Here is an 18795-nt window from a genome sequence, read left to right on the forward strand (position 1 = left end):
TTCAGCCTTCGTAGAGCAGGAAGAGGGTGGCCAGAGGCGGCAAGGTGAGCGACAAGGCCTGGGGCTGGCCGTGGGACGCGCCTTCCCCGGTGCTGGCGCCGCCCTGGTTGCCCTGGCCCGAGCCGCCGTAGTGCGTGGCATCGGTGTTCAGCCTTTCCGTCCAGCGGCCGGCGCGCGGCACGCCTATGCGGTAGTCATGGCGCGCCACGGGCGTGAAATTTGCGACCGCGAGCACATGGTGCGTGCCGCCGCTGCGGACGAACGCGACCACGCTGTTATCGCGGTCGTCCAGGATGGTCCAGGCGAAGCCGGCTGGGTCGGCATCCTGCGCATGCAGTGCGGGCAGCGCGCGGTACAGGCCGTTCAGGTCGGCGACCAGGCGCTGCATGCCCAGGTGGCCGGGACGGTCCAGCAATTCCCAATCGAGCGGCTCGTCATGGTTCCACTCCCGCGGTTGGGCCATCTCGCCGCCCATGAACAGCAGCTTCTTGCCCGGATGGGCCCACATGAAGCCCAGATAGGCGCGCAGGTTGGCGAGCCTGGCGGCCGCATCGCCCGGCATCTTGGCCAGCAGCGAGCCTTTGCCGTGCACCACTTCGTCGTGCGACAGCGGCAGGATGAAACGCTCGCTGTACGCGTAAACCATGCTGAAGGTGATGTCGTGGTGGTGATGCTTGCGGTGCACCGGGTCCTGGGACAGATAGCGCAAGGTGTCGTGCATCCAGCCCATGTTCCACTTGTAGTGAAAGCCCAGGCCGCCCTCGGCGACAGGCGCGGTCACGCCCGGCCAGGCGGTGGATTCCTCGGCCACCATGATGGCGTCGGGAACTTCCTGCCGCACGGTGCTGTTCAGCGCCTGCAGGAACTGCACCGCCTCCAGGTTTTCGCGGCCGCCGTAGCGGTTGGGGATCCATTGTCCCGGTTGGCGGCTGTAGTCGCGGTACAGCATCGACGCCACCGCGTCGACCCTCAGGCCATCGATGTGGAAGCGCCGCAGCCAGTGCAGCGCGCTGGCGATCATGAAGGCCTGCACCTCGGTACGTCCCAGGTTGTAGACCATGGTGTGCCAGTCAGGGTGGTAGCCTTCGCGCGGATCCTCGTACTCGTACAACGCGCTGCCGTCGAAGCGGGCCAGGCCGTGCGCATCGTCGGGGAAGTGCGCGGGCACCCAATCCAGGATGACGCCGATGCCGGCGTGGTGGCAGCGGTCGACGAAGCGGGCGAACGCCTCCGGCGGCCCGTAACGGGCGGCGGGTGCGAACATGCCCAGGGGCTGGTAGCCCCAGGATCCGCCGAAGGGGTGCTCCATGACGGGCAGCAGCTCCACGTGGCTGAAACCCATGGCGCGGGCGTAGGCCGGCAGCTTGTCGGCCAGGCGGTCCCAGATGCAGGCGTTGGATCCGGCGTCGTCGGGCAGCCAGGAACCGGCGTGCACTTCATAGATGGACAGCGGCGCTTCCGGAGCTTGGCACGCCTGCCGGTCCGCCATCCAGGCCTGGTCTTCCCACGAATAGTCTGCTGGATCCTCCACCACCGATGCAGTGGCTGGCGGCGCTTCGCTGCGCCGCGCCAGCGGATCGGCCTTGAGACGCTGATTGCCGGCGCGGTCGGTGATGGCGAACTTGTAGCGCTCGCCGGCGCGCACGCCCGGGATGAAGATTTCCCAGACGCCGGCGCGGTGCCGCAGCCGCATGCCGTGCCGGCGGCTGTCCCAGGCGTTGAAATCGCCCACCACGGCGACGCGTTGCGCATTCGGCGCCCACACCGCGCAGCGCAGGCCGGCCACGCCATCAACCGCCATCAGTCGCGCGCCGAGCGCAGTCCCGGCGTCGCGCCATGAGCCTTGCGCCAGTTGCTCCAGCGTCTCTTCATTCAGCAAGGGGCCGAACGCATAGGGATCGGCGGTGACCTGCTCGGCGCCGGGCCATTGGATAGCCAGGCAGTACGAACTCGCGTCGCCTGCCCGGGCGTGCGCCACGCGTCCAAGGAACAGTCCCTGGCCCTGTTCTCGCAGCGCGGTCCTGGCGCCTCCCGCATCCAGCGCGTCGACCCGCTGCGCGCCCGGGGCATACACGCGCAGTTCGCCATCGTGCGGCCCCAGGAAGGCATAGGGATCGTTATGCAGGCCGCAAGCCAGCGCGGCCAGTTCGGCGGGATCGGCGGTGACGGCGCCGGCGCGCATGTCCTGGTTCATGATGGCGTGTCCTCATCGTCCACCGCCGCCGATAGCAGCAGGCTGCGCGCCAGCTCGGTCAGCGCGCACAGCGGTATCGAGATCCAGTCGGGGCGATGCGCCGCTTCGTAGCTCACCTCATAGGCGGCTTTCTCCAGTTCGGCCAGGGTCAGCAGCGCGTCCTCGTCCGCAGGCGGAATCAGCGCCGAGGCGCGGGCATCGCGGTAGCCTTGCAGGAACGCCTGGGTGGCGGTCTGGCGGAAACGCGACAGCAACGCGTCGCGTAGTTCGGTAGGGGTAACCGGCGTGCCGGGCGTCTCGCCCGCGCCGGCATTGGCGTCGGTCGGCGCGCCGCCGATGATGTCGGTGCGGGCGATCGACGCCGCGGCATAGTCGAACGAACGCAGCATGCCCGCGACATCCTTGTAGGGCGAGGCCAGCGCACGGCGCGCCTGCACGCTGCTGACCGGTTCGCCCTCGAAATCAATGAGATAGGCGTCCGCCTGCGCCACCAGTACCTGCCCCAGGTGGAAGTCGCCGTGCACCCGCAGGCACAGGGTTCCGGCTTCGGCCTGTGCCATCGCCGCCACGCGCGCGGCCAGGCGGGCGCGGTGTTCGAAATACCATTCGGCGCAGGCGCGGGAAGGGGCTTCGAGCTTGCCGAATTGTGCGCGCAGATCCTTTTCCGCGCTTTCGAGCAGGCCCTGGATATGCCGCGCGCGTGCGTCGGCGTCGGCCTGGCTGGCCTGGCGCGGCTGGAAAGCGGGGTCGTCACTGGGTTGCGCCAGCAGGTTGTGCATCTGCGCCAGGCGTTCGCCCATGGTGGCGGCCATGGCGGCGTAGCCTTGCAGGTCTTGCGCGAATTCGTCGGGGTTTTGGTTTACCAGCAGCGCATTGTCCAGCGTGCGTTTCAGGAGATCCAGCGTCCAGCTCCAGGCGTCGCCCTCGTTGGCGACGTAGCGATGCGCAACGGCCAGCGTATGGACCACCCCGTCGGCGTCCTCGCGCTGCACTTCGCCCAGCAGCGCGGGCATGTTCGCATAGCCCGCCCGCGTCAGGTAGCGGGTCATTTCCACCTCGGGCGATGCGCCGGCCTGGACCGCGCGGATCAGCTTCAGGATGAGCTTGCCGTCAACGATGACCGAGCTGTTGGATTGTTCGCCGGTCAGCCACTGCAGTTCGCCGTCCTCGGCCAGGTCCATGGCGGCCAGACCGTCCTCGGCCATGAAGCGGATCACCCCGGGCTTGTCGCCAGGCTTGCCGCCGCTGCGGCCGTCCAGCTCGCGGCCCTCCAGCAAGGCCTGGACCACTCCGCGCACGAAACCGCCTTGCAGGAATGCGTCCGCCAGCACGCCGACCTCGGCGCCGCGGCGGACCCGCGCAATCGCATACTGCACGGCGGCGGTCTCATCCCATACCAGCACGAAAGGCGCCTGAGCGCGCAAGCCGGTGACGCCATCCTCGGGCTCGACCTCGGCCCAGTAGTATTCGCCAGCGGCCGAGGTGAAGGGCGTGGCGTAGGCCAGGCGCGCGCGGGCGGGCGGCTGCTTGCCCGGATACCAGCGCTGGCGCGCCAGGTACTGCGGCAGTACTTCGCGCTCCAGTGTGGCGCGGGACGAGTCCGTCAAGGCCGCGCCGCCGTGCGCGCGCAATACCAGCGTGGTCAGCTCCGGCATCTGCTCGGGCGTGCTGGCGTGCCAGTCAGGCGGGGCAGCCTGGTTGCTCAAATCCAGCCAATAGAACGCATAGGGCGGCAGGGTCAGGAGGTAGGGCAGTTCGCCCACCGCCGGGAACGGCGTTCCGCCCAGCATTTCGACCGGGACTCGGCCGTTGAACTCCTGCAGTTGCAGCTCGACCGGCTGCGCGGCGTTGGACAGGTTGGCGACGCACAGGATGGTGGTGTCCTGCCACTGCCGCAGGTAGGCCAGGATCTTCCGGTTGCCGGCGAAGATGAAGCGCAGCGCGCCGCGCCCGAACGCATGGCTCTGCCGGCGCTGCGCCAGCAGGCGCCGGGTCCAGTTGAGCAATGAGTGCGGATCGCGCTGCTGCGCTTCGACGTTGACCGCTTCATAGCCGTACAACGGTCCCATGAGCACGGGCAGCGGTAGTTGCTCGGGATCGGCGCGGGAGAAGCCGCCATTGCGGTCCGGCGACCACTGCATCGGGGTGCGCACACCGTCGCGGTCGCCCAGGTGCACGTTGTCGCCCATGCCCAGCTCGTCGCCGTAGTACAGCACCGGCGTGCCCGGCATGGACAGCAGCAGGCTGTTCATCAGTTCCACCCGGCGCCGGTCGCGCTCCAGCAGCGGCGCCAGGCGGCGCCGGATGCCCAGGTTGATGCGGGCGCGAGGATCCGCCGCGTACACGTTCCAGAGATAGTCGCGTTCGCGGCTGGTGACCATTTCCAGCGTCAGTTCATCGTGGTTGCGCAGGAAAATGGCCCATTGGCAGGTGGCGGGAATGTCCGGCGTCTGGCGCATGATGTCGATGATGGGGAAGCGGTCCTCCTGCGCGATCGCCATGTACATGCGCGGCATCAGCGGGAAATGAAACGACATATGGCATTCGTCCCCGGCGCCGAAGTATTCCTGCGCGTCCTCCGGCCATTGGTTGGCCTCGGCCAGCAGCAGCCGGTTGGGATATTCCGCGTCGATCACGGAGCGGATGCGCTTGAGCACATCGTGCGTCTCGGGCAGGTTCTCGTTATTGGTGCCTTCGCGTTCGACCAGATACGGCACCGCGTCCAGCCGCAGGCCGTCCACGCCCATGTCCAGCCAGTAGCGCATCACGGCCAGCACTTCCTTGAGCACCTGCGGGTTGTCGTAGTTCAGGTCGGGCTGGTGGGAATAGAAGCGGTGCCAGAAGTAGGCGCCGGCCTCGGGGTCCCAGGTCCAGTTGGATTTCTCGGTATCGCAGAAAATGACGCGCGTGCCGGCGTAAGCCTTGTCGTTGTCCGACCAGACATAGAAATTGCGCGCGGCCGACCCCGGCCTGGCCGCGCGGGCGCGGCGAAACCAGGGGTGCTGGTCCGAGGTGTGATTGACCACCAGCTCGGTGATGACGCGCAGGCCGCGGGCGTGCGCCGCGCGGATCAGCTTCCTGACGTCGGCCACGGTGCCGTAGTCCGGATGCACGCCGCGGTAGTCGGCAATGTCATAGCCGTCGTCGCGGCGGGGCGAGGGATAGAAGGGCAGTAGCCAGATCGTGTTGACCCCCAGGCTGGAGATGTAGTCCAGCTTGGAGATCAGGCCGGGCAGGTCGCCTACGCCATCGCCATTCGAGTCGAAGAAGGACTTGACGTGCAGCTGGTAGATGACCGCGTCCTTGTACCAAAGGCCGTCGTCCTGGAGGGGCTGGGTTTCACTGATCATGGCAATGGGCGTGCGGCGTCAGCCATGCAGCGACAGGCGCCACACGCGATAGGGTTGATCGGGATGCAGCGTCAGTTCGCGGGTCTGGCCCTGCCATGGCTCGCTGCGTTCGGCCAGCAGGTCTTCGGCGACCAGCCGCCCGGTGTCGGCCTGGCCGAACAGCCAGAAGGGCGCTTCGATGCGCGCCGCCTGCGGCTGGAAGGGATCGAGGCTGATCGCCGCCAGAATGAAATTGCCACGGCCGGGCGTGGACTTGCAGAACGCCAGCACGCGGTCGTTGCCGCTGCGCGCCAGGGTCAGGCCCCGATGGCTCTGCAAGGCGGGGTTGGCGCGCCGGATCTGGTTCAGGCGGGTGATCTCCGCGCGGATGTTGCCGGGCGCGAACCAGTCGCGCTGGCGCAGTTCATACTTCTCCGAATCCAGGTATTCCTCCTTGCCGGGCAGGGCAGCCGACTCGCACAGTTCGAAGCCGCTGTACATGCCCCACAGACCGGACCCCAGTGCGGCCAGCGCGGCGCGTATCAAGAAGCCGGGGCGTCCAGAGGACTGCAGGAAATAGGGGTTGATGTCCGGCGTGTTGACAAAGAAGTGCGGCCGGAAGAAGTCCGCGGCAGGCGGCGTGGACACTTCTTCCAGGTATGCCTCCAGTTCCGCCTTGTCGTTGCGCCAGGTGAAGTAGGTATAGGACTGGGTAAAGCCGATCTTGGCCAGCCGGTACATCATCTTGGGGCGGGTGAAGGCTTCGGACAGGAAGATCACGTCGGGATGCTGGCCATGGACCTCGGCGATCAGCCACTGCCAGAACGGCAGGGGCTTGGTATGTGGGTTGTCGACCCGGAAGGTGCGCACGCCATGGTGCACCCAGAACAGCACCACGTCGCGCAGCGCGCGCCATAAAGCCAGCTTGCGGGCGCGGCGGGCAGCGGCGCCGTAGAAGGCCACATTGACGATGTCCTGGTACTTCTTGGGCGGATTCTCGGCGTAGCGCAACGTACCGTCCGGCCGCCAGGAGAACCAGTCGGCGTGGCGCGCCAGCCAGGGATGGTCCGGCGAACACTGGATCGCGAAATCCAGCGCGACCTCCATGCCGTGCGCGCGCGCAGCCTCCACCAGCCTGAGGAAGCCGTCCAGCCCGCCCAGCAGGGGTTCGATGGCGTCGTGTCCGCCCTCGGCTGAGCCGATGGCGTACGGACTGCCCACATCGCCCGGCGCTGCGTGCAGGCTGTTGTTGCGTCCCTTGCGGTTGCGCTGCCCGATGGGATGGATGGGCGGCAGATAGAGCACGTCGAACCCCATCTCGCGTACGTCGGGCAGCCGGCCGATGACGTCGTCGAAGGTGCCGTGCTGGCCGGATTGCGCGGACTGGGACCGTGGAAACAGTTCATACCAGCTGGCGTGGCAGGCCTGGCTGCGGTCCACCCAGACCGGATAGGGCGCCGGGCTGACGTATTCGAACGGACGGTCGTCCAGTTCCCGCATGGTGCTGGCCAGGTCCTCGTCCAACAGGGCGCCCAGCTGCTCCGGCGTGGGCGGGGCCGTCTCGCTTTCGGCGGACTTGCTGAACCTCTGCAAGGTGTTGCGCAGCGTCATGGCGCCTGGGTGGGAGGCGTTGCGGGCGCGCGCCAGGGCCGCGCGCAGCATCAGCAGGCCTTCCTCTACTTCCAGGCGCAGGTCCACGCCGGCCTGGCGCTTGACTTCCAGGTCATGGCGGAACGTCTGCCAGGCGTCGAACCAGGCGTGGATGGCGAACTCATGCGGCCCGATGCGGCGCGGACGGAACGCGGCCTCCCAGCGGTCGTTCAAGCCGCGCGCGAAGGGCGTGGCGCGCCATGAGGTCTCGTCGGCCGCACGCCAACGCAGTTCGGCCGCCAATAGTTCATGGCCGTCCATGTAGATGTCGGCGCACACTGGAATCCGCTCATGCGGAATGCACTTGACGGGAAAGGCGCCGCCATCCACGGCGGGGCTGACCTGTTCGACGACGATGCGCTGGCTGGCGGCGCCGTCCATGCGTCTTGCAGCGTGCCGCGAGGGTTCGCGCACCGGATGCGTGGGTTCGAGCAGGAACATGGCGCAGCCCGCGGGCGCGACGTGGTCGGTTTGTGGCGCCAGGCCGTCCGGCACGCCTTCGGACAGGAAATCGGCCGGGGGCAGTAGAGGGGCCAGCGCATCCCAATCCACGCTTGCCTCGGCCGTGTCCGACGGGTTGAGCGCCAACACGGCGGTGCCGGCGGCGCAAGCGCGCAACAGCATGGTGCAATGGCCATCGCGTCCGCCCGCCAGGCGCAGCGGCCCGCGCAGGCCGGCCTGCGCAAACCAGTGGTTGGCGGCGGCGACGTCGGGCAGGCGGGCTTCATCCTGGTCGTCGAACATCAGGAAGTCGGCACATAGCGCTGCAGTCCAGGCGGCCCGCTTGTCGGCCGCAGCGCGCGGCGTATCCGCGTGCGGCGGCGAGGCGATCACGGGCGCGAGGGCGCGCAGTCTGCCATCTTCTTCCGCCAGCCATGCGGACTTGAAGTCCCACCACGGCAAGGATGAGAACAGGCCGTCGAATCCCGCTCCGCGCAGGGCGGCCAGCGATTCGGGCGTGAGTCCCTGGGCCCAGGCGAGCAGTTGCGGGGCCGCTCGCCCGCCGTGCAGGGCCGCCGCCAATTCGGCCCAATCCGGGGCCGGGAGACATTCCGGCGCTTGAAAGGCGTAGCCCGCGGCGCCGCGTTCCGTCCAACGCTCCAGCCGCTCGCGCCAAGCCTGGAGAAAACCAGGGGGCAAAGGGCCCGGCCGCAAATGCAGCACGCCGCGCGCCTCGGCGCTCATGCGCGGATCGCGAGCGGGGTTCTCGGGAGGTGGCTGGTACCAGCCCGGGCCCGCCGTACCGGACGCGGCGCCGACGGCGCAGCGGTCCAGGACAATATCCAGGTACAGCGCCAGCCCATGCGGCGCCAGTTGATCCGCCACATGTCCGATCCATTCGGCCATGGGCACGCGCCTGCCTGCTAGCAAGGCGCTGTCGGCGTCCAGCGGTGCGGCGGAAAGGCTGTCAGGGCCCAATAGCCAGGGCGCGGGCAGCAGCAGCGCGTTGAAGCCGCGTTGCTGCAGGCGCGCATACAGGGCCGGTCCCGATTCGCCGCCAGGGGCGAAGGAAAGCCCCGGCGCGCCGCCTCGGGCATGGTAGAAGCGCAATGGAGCGTGGGCGGAGTGGGCTGTGGGCACCTGCGGTTCCTCCTGTGGGCGTACCTATACGGCGGGTGCGGGCAGCGGGCCGCTGGAACGTTGCCCCGCGCGCAGGGCGGCAGCGCTCGCGGCTGCCTCGGCCTGCGCCGGAACGCGCGTCCGCCGGTCGGCGTCGGCCAGCGATCGGTAAAGTTCGGCGTAGGGGCCCGCCGCCGAGCGCCAGCTGAAATCCGCGCTCATGGCGTTGCGCTGCATGGTGCGCCAGAGCATGGCATCCTCGCGCAGGCTCAGCGCGCGCGTGATCGCAGCGGCCATGGCCGCGGGATCGTCGCCGTCGAACAGCAGGCCGTTGGCGCCGGCCATCGCCGACAGCGGTGCGCGCGGCCCCGGATCGTCTATCGTGTCGGCCATGCCGCCCACCCGTGAACCTATCGGGATCGAGCCGTAGCGCATCGCATACAGCGGCGTCAGGCCGAAGGGCTCGAAGCGGCTGCCATGCAGCAGCACATCGGAGCCCGCATGCAGCCGGTGCGCCACCGCCTCGTCATAACCGATATGGGTGGCGCAGCGTCCCGGGTAGCGCGCGCTCAGCGCTTTCAACGCCTCTTCCAGCCGGCGTTCGCCCTGGCCAAGGATCGCGACCTGCAAGCGCGGGTGGCGCTCCAGGGCCTGGGGCAGCGCCTGCGCGGCAACGTCCGCCATCTTCTGTTCGGTCAGCCTGCTGCCCATGGCCACGAGCACCGCATCGCTGTCTTCGCATAACCCGAACTCGCGTTGCAGGGCCGCCTTGCAGCGCGCCTTCCTGCCGAGGTCGCGGGCCGAGTAGCGCAAGGAACCGAGGTGCGGATCGCGGACCGGATTCCACAGCATGTTGTCGATGCCGTTGGGGATGGGAACCAGGTCGGCGGCGCGTCGCCGCAGCAGCGCGTCCAGGCCGCAGCCAAAGGCCGGCGTCAGGATCTCCCGGGCGTAGGTGTGGCTGACCGTGGTGACGCGGTCGGCATAACGGATTCCGGTCTTGAGGAAATTCAGCCGGCCCCAGGCGCCCGCGCCCTCGTCGTTGCGGTAGCGCTCGGGGATGCCCAGGGACTCGGCGCATTCCATCGGGAACTGTCCCTGGAAGGCCAGGTTGTGTATGGTCATGATGCTTTTGACATCGCGCGGCCCGTATTCCCGCAGCAGCAGCGGTACCAGTCCGGCGTGCCAGTCGTGCACGTGCAGCAGGGTCGGGCGCGCGATGCCTGGCAGGCCGCCCGCCACGCGCACCGCCGCATGGGCCAGCGCCGCGTAGCGCAGCGCATTGTCGGTGTGCTCGCAACCGTTCTCGTCCAGGTAAAGGCCCGGCCGGTCATAGAGCGCATCGTTCTCGAGCAGCAGGAAGTCCAGCCCGGACTGGGCGCAATGTCCGGCGAGCAGCCGCGCCTCGCCTCCCGGCAAGTTGTGGAGGGGGGCCACTACCCGGACCCGCTCCAGGCGCTGCCGCACGCCGCGGTACGCCGGCAGCAGCACCATCAAGGGAAATCCGGCTTCGCGCAGCGCGCGCGCCATGCCCGTGATGGCATCGCCCAGGCCACCCGTCTTCGCCAGGGGAAATGCTTCACCCGCTACTACCAGGGTTCGAATCTTCGCCATGCCAACTCCCTTTGTGTGGCGGATCGTCCAACGCGTCCGCCGCAAGGCTTTCATCCGCAAGCGCCGTGCCCGCCGCGGCGCCGTTACAGGTGTCACGTTCCCGGGCATGGCACTTGCTACCCCCAGCGTTCTGCAGGATGCGGGTGGAGCAGGGAGACTCGAATGAAGGCGGTGGCGCACGATGGCGTGCGGATGGCGGCAACAGTGGCGCAAGCGGGCCACATGATCGACCGCGCCATGCCCATCGCCATGGGGCGCGCTGCATGGCTCTGCGTCATATTTCCAAACCATGTGCAGGATTTGCCGGCAGTCGAACACGCCGCTCGTGGACCGGAAGAAGCCTGCAAATCGCTCTGCCGCATCGATCGTATTTGTCGTTCAGGAGCCTGTCATGACCAAGACCACGCCTTCAAAGCCTGCTCAACCCAGGGAGCGGCAGCAACCGGGCCCGCAGCAGCATCCGGCGGAACAACCGGGGCCCGATCCCGCCGGACAGGAAAAAGACCAGCGCGGCCGCTGGCCGCCCGATAGCCTGCCAAATCCCATGCCCGGGCTGGATCCCCAGCAGACGCCCGGCATTGACCGGCTCGACGGACCGCGCTTCGCGGAGGTCCGGAGCGCACGCTTTTTTCACGAGGAGCACGTATGAACAAGCACCATGGATTGCGGGACTTTTTTCAACCGGCTGACAACTCCGCGCGCACGATACGCGAGCTGATCTCCGGAACCGAAGCCTTGCTGCGCAGTACGGCCAGCTACGGCGGCTCGGAGATCGAAGCGGCGCGCGACGGTCTCAAGCAGCAACTGGAAGCCGCGCGCGAACACGCCAAAGGCTGGGAGCGGGCGGCCTGGGACCGGGCCAGGCAGGCCTCCCATGCCGCCGATGAATACGTCCACGAGAACGCATGGAAAAGCCTGGCGGGCGCCGCGCTCATCGGCGTGCTGGCGGGCGTGTGTCTCATGTCAGACCATAAACGCCGCTGAGCGCCTAATCCTTTTTGCCCATTGATGAGACGGGGCGTTTCCAGGACCATGCACGGATTGCGCCGCACCTCCGGAACCCACGATGAACCTCGACCCAGCCGCGCCACGCCGCAAGTCGCCATGGGGGAACGCCTTCGCGGTCTTGACCCTGATTTTGGCCGTGGCCGTCGTGCTGGCGTTTGCTGCCTTGCGCATTGCGGAACAGCGCATCGCGAACATGCTGGGCCCGCGCGGCCAGGTAGGCCACGTCGAGGTCGGATACCGGCAGGTGATCCTCAAGGACGTGACGATCTCCGGCGGCACCGGCCAGGCGGGCGCCACGGCGCGCCAAGTGATCCTGGAGCCTGAATGGTCCGCCTTCCTGCGGCACGAGGCGGTCTTCAAGACTGTCACCATCGAAGGCTTCGACTTCACCGTGGTGCGCAGGACCAATGGGGACATGGACATCGCGCCCGCCCTGCAATCCTCCTTGCGGGCCGGCGAAGGCGGCGACAGCCAGTCCCGGCCCAGGACGCCGATCCGCATCGCGGAATTGATCTTGCGCGACGGCCGCCTGGATTTCGAGGATGCGGCGATCTCCAGGCCTGCGCACCGGATCCCGTTTTCGGACGTCCAGGCGCATCTGCGACCGCTGGCCATACCCGGCGACGGCAGTCGCAGCGACATGGAGTTCACTGGCAATATCGAAGGCAACCGCAACGGCGCGGCGACAGTGCGCGCGGAGGGCTGGCTGGTGGTCGGCGGCACGGATGCGGACATCAAGGTCGCGGTGCGCAATATGGACATCAAGCATGCCGCCCCATACCTGGCCGACAATGGCGCCACCTCGCTGGCAGCGGGCGCCATGGACCTGGATATGCGCACCGCCATCGCCAAGCGCCAGCTTCAGGCCACGGGCACGGTGGCGTTGCGCGGCTTGCGATTCAGCGGCGACGGCAGCCTGTTTTCATTGCCGCGCAAGGCGGTGCTGGCGGCGCTGAAGGACCAGAGCGGCACGCTGCGCTTCGACTTCGCCCTGGCAGGCGACCTGGACAATCCCAAGTTCTCGGTCACGCGCGGTTTTACCGCGCAGGTTGCGCGGGGCTTCGGCCATGCGATAGGGGTGGGCGCCGAGGGCGCGGCGGAGGGCGTCACTGGCGCCGTGAAAGAACTTGGAAATGCCTTGTCGGATCTGCTCACGCCTAAACCTTGAACGACCCGTGCGCATTCTTGCCGCCGCCGTCCGCGGGCACCACCGCGTGCGCCCGCCTGTGTCTCAGCTTCACTTCCATCACGGCAAACGCCGTCAGGGCGAGGAACAACGGAGTGAAGGCATAAAGCGCGCGGTACGTCAGTACCGCGCCCAACACCTCGGTGGCTGGAATCCCGGGCGCGAGCGTGGCCACGAAGATCGCTTCGGTGGTACCCAGCCCGCCCGGCACGCGGATGATGAGGGCGGCGAAGCTGGCGCACAGCAGTATGCCCAGCACGGCGGGGTAGCTGGCCTTGCCCTGCAACAGCAGATAGATGATGGCGCCCATGATGGCCCATGACAGCGCGGCCACCAGGCTTTGGGCCACCGCCATCCAGGCGCCGGGCAGGACGGCGTGCTGTCCCATCCAGGTCCAGGTGCGCTGCCGCGCCCGCGCGCACACCGCCACATAGCCCGCCGCCAGCACCAGCAGCGCCACGCCGAGCGCGCGCAACAGATTCGAGCCTATGGCCCAGCCCTGCGGCACGGGCACCGCGCCCGCGACGAACAGCGCGCCCGCGACCCATGCGTAGCCTATCCAGTTGGAGGCCGCCGAAAACAGGGCGACGCGCGTCGCCAAGGACTTGCGGCAGCCCAGGCGAGCGTACAGCCTGAGTCGCGCGCCCAGGCCTCCCAACAGCACGCCCAGGCTGAGGTTCAGGGCGTAGCTCATCATGGCCACGCCCAGCACTTTCGGCCAGGGTAGGGTATGGCGGGTGTAGCGTTTGCTCAAAAGATCCAGCGCGCCATAGCTCAGGTAGCCCGCCACGACGAGTACGGCTGCGGCGGCAATGGTGCCTGGCGGAATCCTGCGCATGGCGATCCAGACCTGGGCCCAGTCGACCGAACGGCCAAAGTAGTACAGCAGCGCTGCGACCAAGGCCAGCACCAGTACCGGCAGCACGCGCTTGAGGCGAGGCCAGCGATGCCGCCATGCGCGCGTCAGCGTGGAGCGGAACACTCTCATGCCGACTCCCGCTGCGGTTCCATGGCAATGGATTTCAGGTGGGGCTTGTGCGCAGGCAGGCTGCCGGCCCAGGCGGGAAAGCGCCGCAGGAAGTGGAACACGACCACCCCGATCCACAGCCGCCGCAAGCGCCGCTTCGAACCTTCGGGCAGCTCGATGCGTCGGCAATCCTGTTCGATGAGCCGGTCCAGGCTGCCGCGCAGCGCGCTGTTCAATCCGGCATCGCGCGCCACCACATTGGCCTCCAGATTCAGCGCCAGGCTGAGTGGATCCAGGTTGCTGGAGCCTATCGTGCTCCAGTCCTGGTCCACGCAAGCCACCTTTCCGTGCAGCGGGCGTTTGCAGTATTCGTAAATCTCCACGCCGGCGTCGATCAGGTAGTCATACAACATGGACGCCGCCAGCCGCGCCACCAGCACGTCAGGCTCGCCCTGCAGCAGCAGCCGCACGCGCACGCCGCGGCGGGCGGCGTTGGCCAGGTCATGCAGCAGCTGATAGCCGGGGAAGAAGTAGGCGTTGGCGATCAGCACGTCTTCGCGCGCGGCGCGTACGCCCGCGCGATAGTAGCGTTCGATGTCGGTCTGATGCTCGACGTTGTCGCGCACCACCAGGCGTCCGCCGCCATCGCCCACCGGCATGGGATCCAGGCGCGCCGGCCGGCGCCGCCGCGGGCGCGCCCAGGCGTCCACGGCCAGCGCGGCGCGGGCAAAGTCCGCAATGTCCGACGCCAGCGGGCCTTCCAGCCGCAATGCGTAGTCCTGTTTGGCTTCAGGGCCGTAATCAGGCAGATGGTCGGCAGAAAAATTGATGCCGCCGACGAAGGCGATCCGGCCGTCCACCGCCACGATCTTGCGGTGCATGCGCCTGAACACATTGGTGCGCACGCCCAGGAAGCGCGGACGCGGGTCGAAGACATGGACGCGGATGCCGCTTTCGGTCATGGCGCCGACAAAAGCATCGCTCAGTTCATCGGACCCATAGCCATCCACCGTCAGGTCCACGCTGACGCCGCGGCGGGCTGCCGCGATCAGGGCGCGCTGGAATTCCTGGCCGACGGCGTCGTCGAAGAGAATGAAGGTCTCCACCAGCACTTCGCTGCGCGCCGCGCCGATCGCTTCCAGCACCGCCGGAAAGTAATCGGTGCCGTTTTCCAGCAGCGTGTAGCGGTTGTGCTCGCGCCAGCGCAGGTTCATAGCGCGATCTCCGCGCAGATCGGCACATGGTCGGACAGCCGCGACCAGACTCGCGAGGCCAGCGGTACCGGCTGCCAGTCGCGGACATTGCGCACATAGATGCGGTCCAGCCGCAAGAGGGGCCAACGTGCCGGAAACGTACGGGCAGGGCGGCCCAGGCGCGTAGTAAAGACCTCGCGCGTGCCGCAGCCGGTCATCAAGGCATCGGCGCGCAGGCGCCAATCGTTGAAGTCGCCCGCGATCAGCAGCGGTTCGTCGGCAGGCACGCCGTCCGCCACCAGTTCGCACAGGCGCCGCAATTGCTTGCCCCGGTGCCCCTCCAGCAAGCCCAGGTGCACGCATATTGCATGGACCGGGGAAGGTAGCGAGGGCACCCGCAGGACGCAATGCAGCAATCCGCGCCCCTCATGCCCATGCACGGTGACGTCGTGGTTTTCATGGCGTTCGATGGGATACCTGGACAGCAGCGCATTGCCATGGTGCCCGGCCGGATAGACCGCATTGCGGCCATAGGCGAAATCGGTCCATAGCGAGTCGGCCAGGAATTCATACTGGGACAGGGCGGGCCAGGCCTGGTGCCGTTCCGCGTGCCCTTGGTGTTCTCCCAGCACTTCCTGCAGGAACACGATGTCGGGGCTCGCCAGCCTCAAGGCTTCACGCAGTTCATGCAGCATGAAGCGGCGGTTGAAGCTGGTGAAACCCTTGTGCGTGTTCACGGTGAGCACGGTCAGCGTGGTGGCATCGATGTAGTGCGAGGAGGGCATGGACGCTCCGGTAAGGGTCGATCCGCAGTGCGGAGCAATCCGCGTTCCCAAAACGTAAACAGGCGTAACTGACGCAGCGTCACGATAGCTGTGCGCCACAAAAGCTGTGCGCCACAAACCGAATGAGCAAATGAGAAATGCGCAGTTCCCACGCGATCCGGGCAAGCCTACGATCCAGGGCTACTTCGTGTTGGACCACTCATGACCGAATTGCTGCGCATCCAGAATCTGACCGTGAACCTGCCGCCGGGGGCCGACCGTCCGCACGCGCTGAAAGACTTGTCGCTAAGCATCAGCGCGGGCGAGATCGTGTGCGTGGTGGGGGAAAGCGGCTCGGGCAAGTCGCTGACCGCCGGCGCGATCCTGGGGCTGCTGCCGCCGGACGTGCGCGCAAGCGGTGGCCAGGTGCTGTGGGAAGGGCAGGACCTGCTGCGGCTGGCGCCCGAGGCGCTGCGCCGCCTGCGGGGCCAGCGCATCGGCATGATCTTCCAGGAACCGATGACGGCGCTCAATCCGTTGCGCACCATCGGCGACCAGATCGCGGAAGTCTTCCGCACCCATACCCGCCTGGGACGGACCGAGATCCGGCGCCGCACGCTGGAACTGCTGGACGCCGTGCGATTGCCGGACCCGGCGCGGGCGCTGGACGCGTATCCGCACGAACTGTCCGGCGGCCAGCGCCAGCGCGCCATGATCGCCATGGCCCTGGCACTGGAGCCAGCCCTGCTGATCGCGGATGAACCGACCACCGCGCTGGACGTGACCACGCAGGCGCAGATCCTGCACCTGATCCACGACCTGCAGCGCCGCAAGGGCACGGCCGTGCTGTTCATCACGCATGACTTCGGCGTGGTCGCCGAAATCGCCGACCGCGTAGCGGTCATGCAACGCGGCGTACTGGTGGAAAGCGGCGCGGCGCAGCAGGTGCTGGAACACCCCCGGCACCCGTACACGCGCGCCCTGATCGCGGCGGTGCCGCCCTTGGCGCCGGCCGCGGCCCGGCCGGCGTTGCCGGCCGACGCGCCAGTCATCCTGCGCGCGCAGGGCGTGTCCAAGACCTATCGCAAGCGCGGGTGGTTCGGCCGTCCGGGCCGCGAGACGCGGGCGCTGGACGACGTGACGCTGAGCCTGAAGGAGGGCGGCACGCTGGGCATCGTGGGCGAAAGCGGGTCCGGCAAATCGACCTTGGCGCGCGCCTTGCTGGGACTCGCGCCGCCGGACGCGGGCGGTATAAGCCTGGCCGGCGAACCGCTGGCGCTCAAGGGGACCATCGCGCGGCGCGAGCATGCGCGGCGAGTGCAGATGGTGTTCCAGGATCCCTACGGTTCCTTGAATCCGCGCCAGCGCGTGGGCGAGATCGTGGCGCGCGGCCCCATCGTGCACGGCACGCCCAGGCGCGAAGCGCTGGCGCGCGCGCAGGAGCTGTTTGAATTGGTGGGTTTGTCGCCCGACGCCCTGCGGCGCTATCCGCACGAGTTCTCGGGCGGCCAGCGCCAGCGGATCGGGCTGGCGCGGGCGCTGGCGATGCGGCCGCAGGTGTTGATCGCGGACGAACCGGTATCGGCGCTGGATGTGTCGGTGCAGGCGCAGGTGCTGGATCTACTGGCGCGGCTGCGCGAGCAATTGGGGCTGTCCATCCTCTTCATCACGCATGACCTGCGCGTGGCCGCGCAGGTCTGCGACGACATCGCGGTCATGCAGAACGGCAGAGTGGTCGAAGCGGGCATCTGCGCCCAGGTCTTCGGCCAGCCCGCGCATCCGTACACCCAAGCCTTGCTGGCCGCCGTGCCGGGGCGGCGCTGGGATCCGGCTTCCGCGGCATTGCGCCAGGCGGCCTGATCCGGGCTGCGCTACACCGTGCGAGACGCCCAGAACGCGGTGCGCACCGCGGGCGAAGCGGCGATGCTGGCCGTGACCCGGTCCAGGTCCAGTTCGTCGATCGAGGCCTCGCTGAGCGCCGCCTCGATCTCGACCTCGTTCTCGCCAAATTGGTCGATCTTCAGTTCGGACAGCGGCAGCTGTTCGGTTTCGAGCACGTCTTCCAACACCGTCATCGCCGCCTGCCGTTGCTCCACATTTGCGATTATGTGTATCACGGTCGTGACTTCCGTGGTCTGCGCATCCACCGGCTGGCGATTGACGTAGCTGACCACCGGCCGCAGCAAGGTGTTCGCCGCCAGCACGAAGGCCGTGGCGGCAACCGCTTCCAGGATCAACGATGCGCCCGCGCAGGCGCCGATGGCAGCCGAGCCCCATAGCGTGGCGGCGGTGTTCAGGCCGCGGATGCTGCCGCCTTCGCGCATGATGGCGCCGGCGCCCAGGAAGCCCACGCCCGAGACCACATAGGAAATCACGCGCGAGCCGCCGTCGGCGCCACCCACCCGGAACGCCAGGTCCACGAAGATGGCGGCGCCCACCGCCACCAGCACGTTGGTGCGCAGGCCGGCGGTACGTTGGCGGAACTGGCGTTCAAAGCCGACCACGGAACCCAGTACGAACGCGGTCAGCAGGCTGACCAGGGTATTGGCCAGCGTGATGAACTGGATATTTTCGAAGTTCTTCATCTTCTTCTCGATGCTTCAGCATGTTGTGAGGGGAGTGCAGGGCGCTCAGGGCAGGCGCCAGACCGAGGCCAGGACCAGCACCAGCCCTGCCAGCCAGATCAGCGCCAGCGCGACGACGCGCGCAATCATCAGGGTTTTGTACGGATCTTTCATGACAGCCTCCCGGCTGCGGCCGCGGCCGCGCTTATGTCAGGCGGGCAGGACGGCAATGGCCGCGCCCGACTCGCATTCCCAGTGCACCCGGCGCACGTCCGGGCTCTGGCCCAGCCGCAGCGCAACGGCTCCCAGCAGATTGCGCAGGTGCGGCGGGCAATGCAGCGTGACGATGGTCGACGCCAGTTGATCCGATTCGCTGCGCGAAATGCGCACCGCCAGCACGCGCAAGTCCAGGTCGCGCAGTTCGTAATAGAGCTGCTTGCGCAGCGCGTTGAGCGTGTCGCCCAGGCTCACGATAGTGAATTGGTAGATGGGCGGGGCCGCCTTAGGTGCGGCCGGCTTTGGCGGGGCTGCCTCAGGCGCGGCCGGCTTATGTCCGGCCGCCGCCATCTGTGCGGCGCCGCTCCGATCCAGGAAGGGCAGGAATTGTTTGATACGCATGATCGTCTCCTTAGCGGGGAGTACGGTGGAAGGTCCACATGCATGCGCCGCCTGGCCGGCCGCGGGCGCGCGCAACCCGGCGCAACGCATCGCGTGTCGGCAAGCAGTAGGGGATAGGGCTGTCGGCCCTTGGGAGGGGGCCGGAGAG

The 18795-nt window shown here is 67.9% G+C and carries 13 protein-coding genes; 4 read left to right on the top strand and 9 right to left on the bottom strand.

Going from position 1 to position 18795, the window contains the following annotated elements; genetic code table 11:
• Position 1: 1 nt before the first annotated feature.
• Genes glgB through glgA form a run of 4 tightly spaced genes read right to left on the bottom strand, consistent with a single transcriptional unit; the run spans position 2 to position 10347 of the window.
• Positions 2-2194: a 1,4-alpha-glucan branching protein GlgB gene (glgB, locus tag AC6LKD_RS19885; protein WP_498117223.1), complete on the bottom strand. Its 2193-nt coding sequence runs from the start codon at positions 2192-2194 to the stop codon at positions 2-4.
• Complete coding sequence (gene treS / locus AC6LKD_RS19890; RefSeq protein ID WP_498117225.1) at positions 2191-5544, bottom strand: maltose alpha-D-glucosyltransferase; 3354 nt, start codon at positions 5542-5544, stop codon at positions 2191-2193. The genes glgB and treS overlap by 4 nt, the downstream gene beginning before the upstream one ends.
• Positions 5545-5562: 18 nt before the next feature.
• Entirely contained in the window at positions 5563-8754 is a 3192-nt protein-coding gene (locus AC6LKD_RS19895; RefSeq protein WP_498117227.1) for an alpha-1,4-glucan--maltose-1-phosphate maltosyltransferase, read from the bottom strand.
• Between the two features lie 24 nt (positions 8755-8778).
• The gene (glgA, locus tag AC6LKD_RS19900) at positions 8779-10347 is read right to left on the bottom strand and encodes a glycogen synthase GlgA (protein ID WP_498117229.1); all 1569 of its coding nucleotides are present in this window, start codon (positions 10345-10347) and stop codon (positions 8779-8781) included.
• Positions 10348-10738: 391 nt separating this feature from the next.
• Between glgA and AC6LKD_RS19905 the strand changes: the two genes are divergently transcribed.
• The 3 genes from AC6LKD_RS19905 (at position 10739) to AC6LKD_RS19915 (ending at position 12523) form a co-directional block, all read left to right on the top strand.
• The gene (locus tag AC6LKD_RS19905) at positions 10739-10996 is read left to right on the top strand and encodes a hypothetical protein (RefSeq protein WP_498117231.1); all 258 of its coding nucleotides are present in this window, start codon (positions 10739-10741) and stop codon (positions 10994-10996) included.
• Positions 10993-11331, top strand: coding sequence for an ElaB/YgaM/YqjD family protein (locus AC6LKD_RS19910; RefSeq protein WP_498117233.1), 339 nt, complete (start codon positions 10993-10995; stop codon positions 11329-11331). The genes AC6LKD_RS19905 and AC6LKD_RS19910 overlap by 4 nt, the downstream gene beginning before the upstream one ends.
• A gap of 82 nt (positions 11332-11413) precedes the next feature.
• Entirely contained in the window at positions 11414-12523 is a 1110-nt protein-coding gene (locus tag AC6LKD_RS19915) for a DUF748 domain-containing protein (RefSeq protein ID WP_013393870.1), read from the top strand.
• Here AC6LKD_RS19915 and AC6LKD_RS19920 read toward each other — a convergent pair.
• The 3 genes from AC6LKD_RS19920 to AC6LKD_RS19930 are packed head-to-tail and all read right to left on the bottom strand — an operon-like array spanning position 12513 to position 15486.
• The gene (locus AC6LKD_RS19920) at positions 12513-13529 is read right to left on the bottom strand and encodes a lysylphosphatidylglycerol synthase transmembrane domain-containing protein (protein ID WP_498117234.1); all 1017 of its coding nucleotides are present in this window, start codon (positions 13527-13529) and stop codon (positions 12513-12515) included. The genes AC6LKD_RS19915 and AC6LKD_RS19920 overlap by 11 nt on opposite strands.
• A complete protein-coding gene (gene clsB, locus AC6LKD_RS19925) occupies positions 13526-14722 on the bottom strand; it encodes a cardiolipin synthase ClsB (RefSeq protein WP_498117235.1) in 1197 nt (398 codons plus the stop codon). The genes AC6LKD_RS19920 and clsB overlap by 4 nt, the downstream gene beginning before the upstream one ends.
• A complete protein-coding gene (locus tag AC6LKD_RS19930; RefSeq protein WP_492275178.1) occupies positions 14719-15486 on the bottom strand; it encodes an endonuclease/exonuclease/phosphatase family protein in 768 nt (255 codons plus the stop codon). Before AC6LKD_RS19930 ends, clsB begins: the two co-directional genes overlap by 4 nt.
• Before the next feature lie 201 nt (positions 15487-15687).
• Between AC6LKD_RS19930 and AC6LKD_RS19935 the strand changes: the two genes are divergently transcribed.
• The gene (locus AC6LKD_RS19935; protein WP_498117236.1) at positions 15688-17325 is read left to right on the top strand and encodes an ABC transporter ATP-binding protein; all 1638 of its coding nucleotides are present in this window, start codon (positions 15688-15690) and stop codon (positions 17323-17325) included.
• Positions 17326-17336: 11 nt separating this feature from the next.
• Here AC6LKD_RS19935 and AC6LKD_RS19940 read toward each other — a convergent pair whose 3' ends face one another.
• Together AC6LKD_RS19940 and AC6LKD_RS19945 are read right to left on the bottom strand one after the other, a co-directional pair.
• A complete protein-coding gene (locus AC6LKD_RS19940) occupies positions 17337-18050 on the bottom strand; it encodes an MgtC/SapB family protein (RefSeq protein ID WP_498117237.1) in 714 nt (237 codons plus the stop codon).
• A 189-nt stretch (positions 18051-18239) separates the two neighbouring features.
• Positions 18240-18647, bottom strand: a complete 408-nt coding sequence (locus AC6LKD_RS19945) for a hypothetical protein (protein ID WP_498117239.1) — start codon at positions 18645-18647, stop codon at positions 18240-18242.
• Positions 18648-18795 lie beyond the last annotated feature (148 nt).

This window comes from Achromobacter sp. D7-1, from assembly GCF_059760445.1.

Coding starts and splice junctions, on each gene's coding strand:
- treS (WP_498117225.1), bottom strand. CDS start 5,544: ATGATCAGTGAAACCCAGCCCCTCCAGGACGACGGCCTTTGGTACAAG.
- AC6LKD_RS19905 (WP_498117231.1), top strand. CDS start 10,739: ATGACCAAGACCACGCCTTCAAAGCCTGCTCAACCCAGGGAGCGGCAG.
- AC6LKD_RS19945 (WP_498117239.1), bottom strand. CDS start 18,647: ATGCGTATCAAACAATTCCTGCCCTTCCTGGATCGGAGCGGCGCCGCA.
- AC6LKD_RS19940 (WP_498117237.1), bottom strand. CDS start 18,050: ATGAAGAACTTCGAAAATATCCAGTTCATCACGCTGGCCAATACCCTG.
- AC6LKD_RS19920 (WP_498117234.1), bottom strand. CDS start 13,529: ATGAGAGTGTTCCGCTCCACGCTGACGCGCGCATGGCGGCATCGCTGG.
- clsB (WP_498117235.1), bottom strand. CDS start 14,722: ATGAACCTGCGCTGGCGCGAGCACAACCGCTACACGCTGCTGGAAAAC.
- AC6LKD_RS19930 (WP_492275178.1), bottom strand. CDS start 15,486: ATGCCCTCCTCGCACTACATCGATGCCACCACGCTGACCGTGCTCACC.
- AC6LKD_RS19910 (WP_498117233.1), top strand. CDS start 10,993: ATGAACAAGCACCATGGATTGCGGGACTTTTTTCAACCGGCTGACAAC.
- glgA (WP_498117229.1), bottom strand. CDS start 10,347: ATGGCGAAGATTCGAACCCTGGTAGTAGCGGGTGAAGCATTTCCCCTG.
- AC6LKD_RS19915 (WP_013393870.1), top strand. CDS start 11,414: ATGAACCTCGACCCAGCCGCGCCACGCCGCAAGTCGCCATGGGGGAAC.
- AC6LKD_RS19935 (WP_498117236.1), top strand. CDS start 15,688: ATGACCGAATTGCTGCGCATCCAGAATCTGACCGTGAACCTGCCGCCG.
- glgB (WP_498117223.1), bottom strand. CDS start 2,194: ATGAACCAGGACATGCGCGCCGGCGCCGTCACCGCCGATCCCGCCGAA.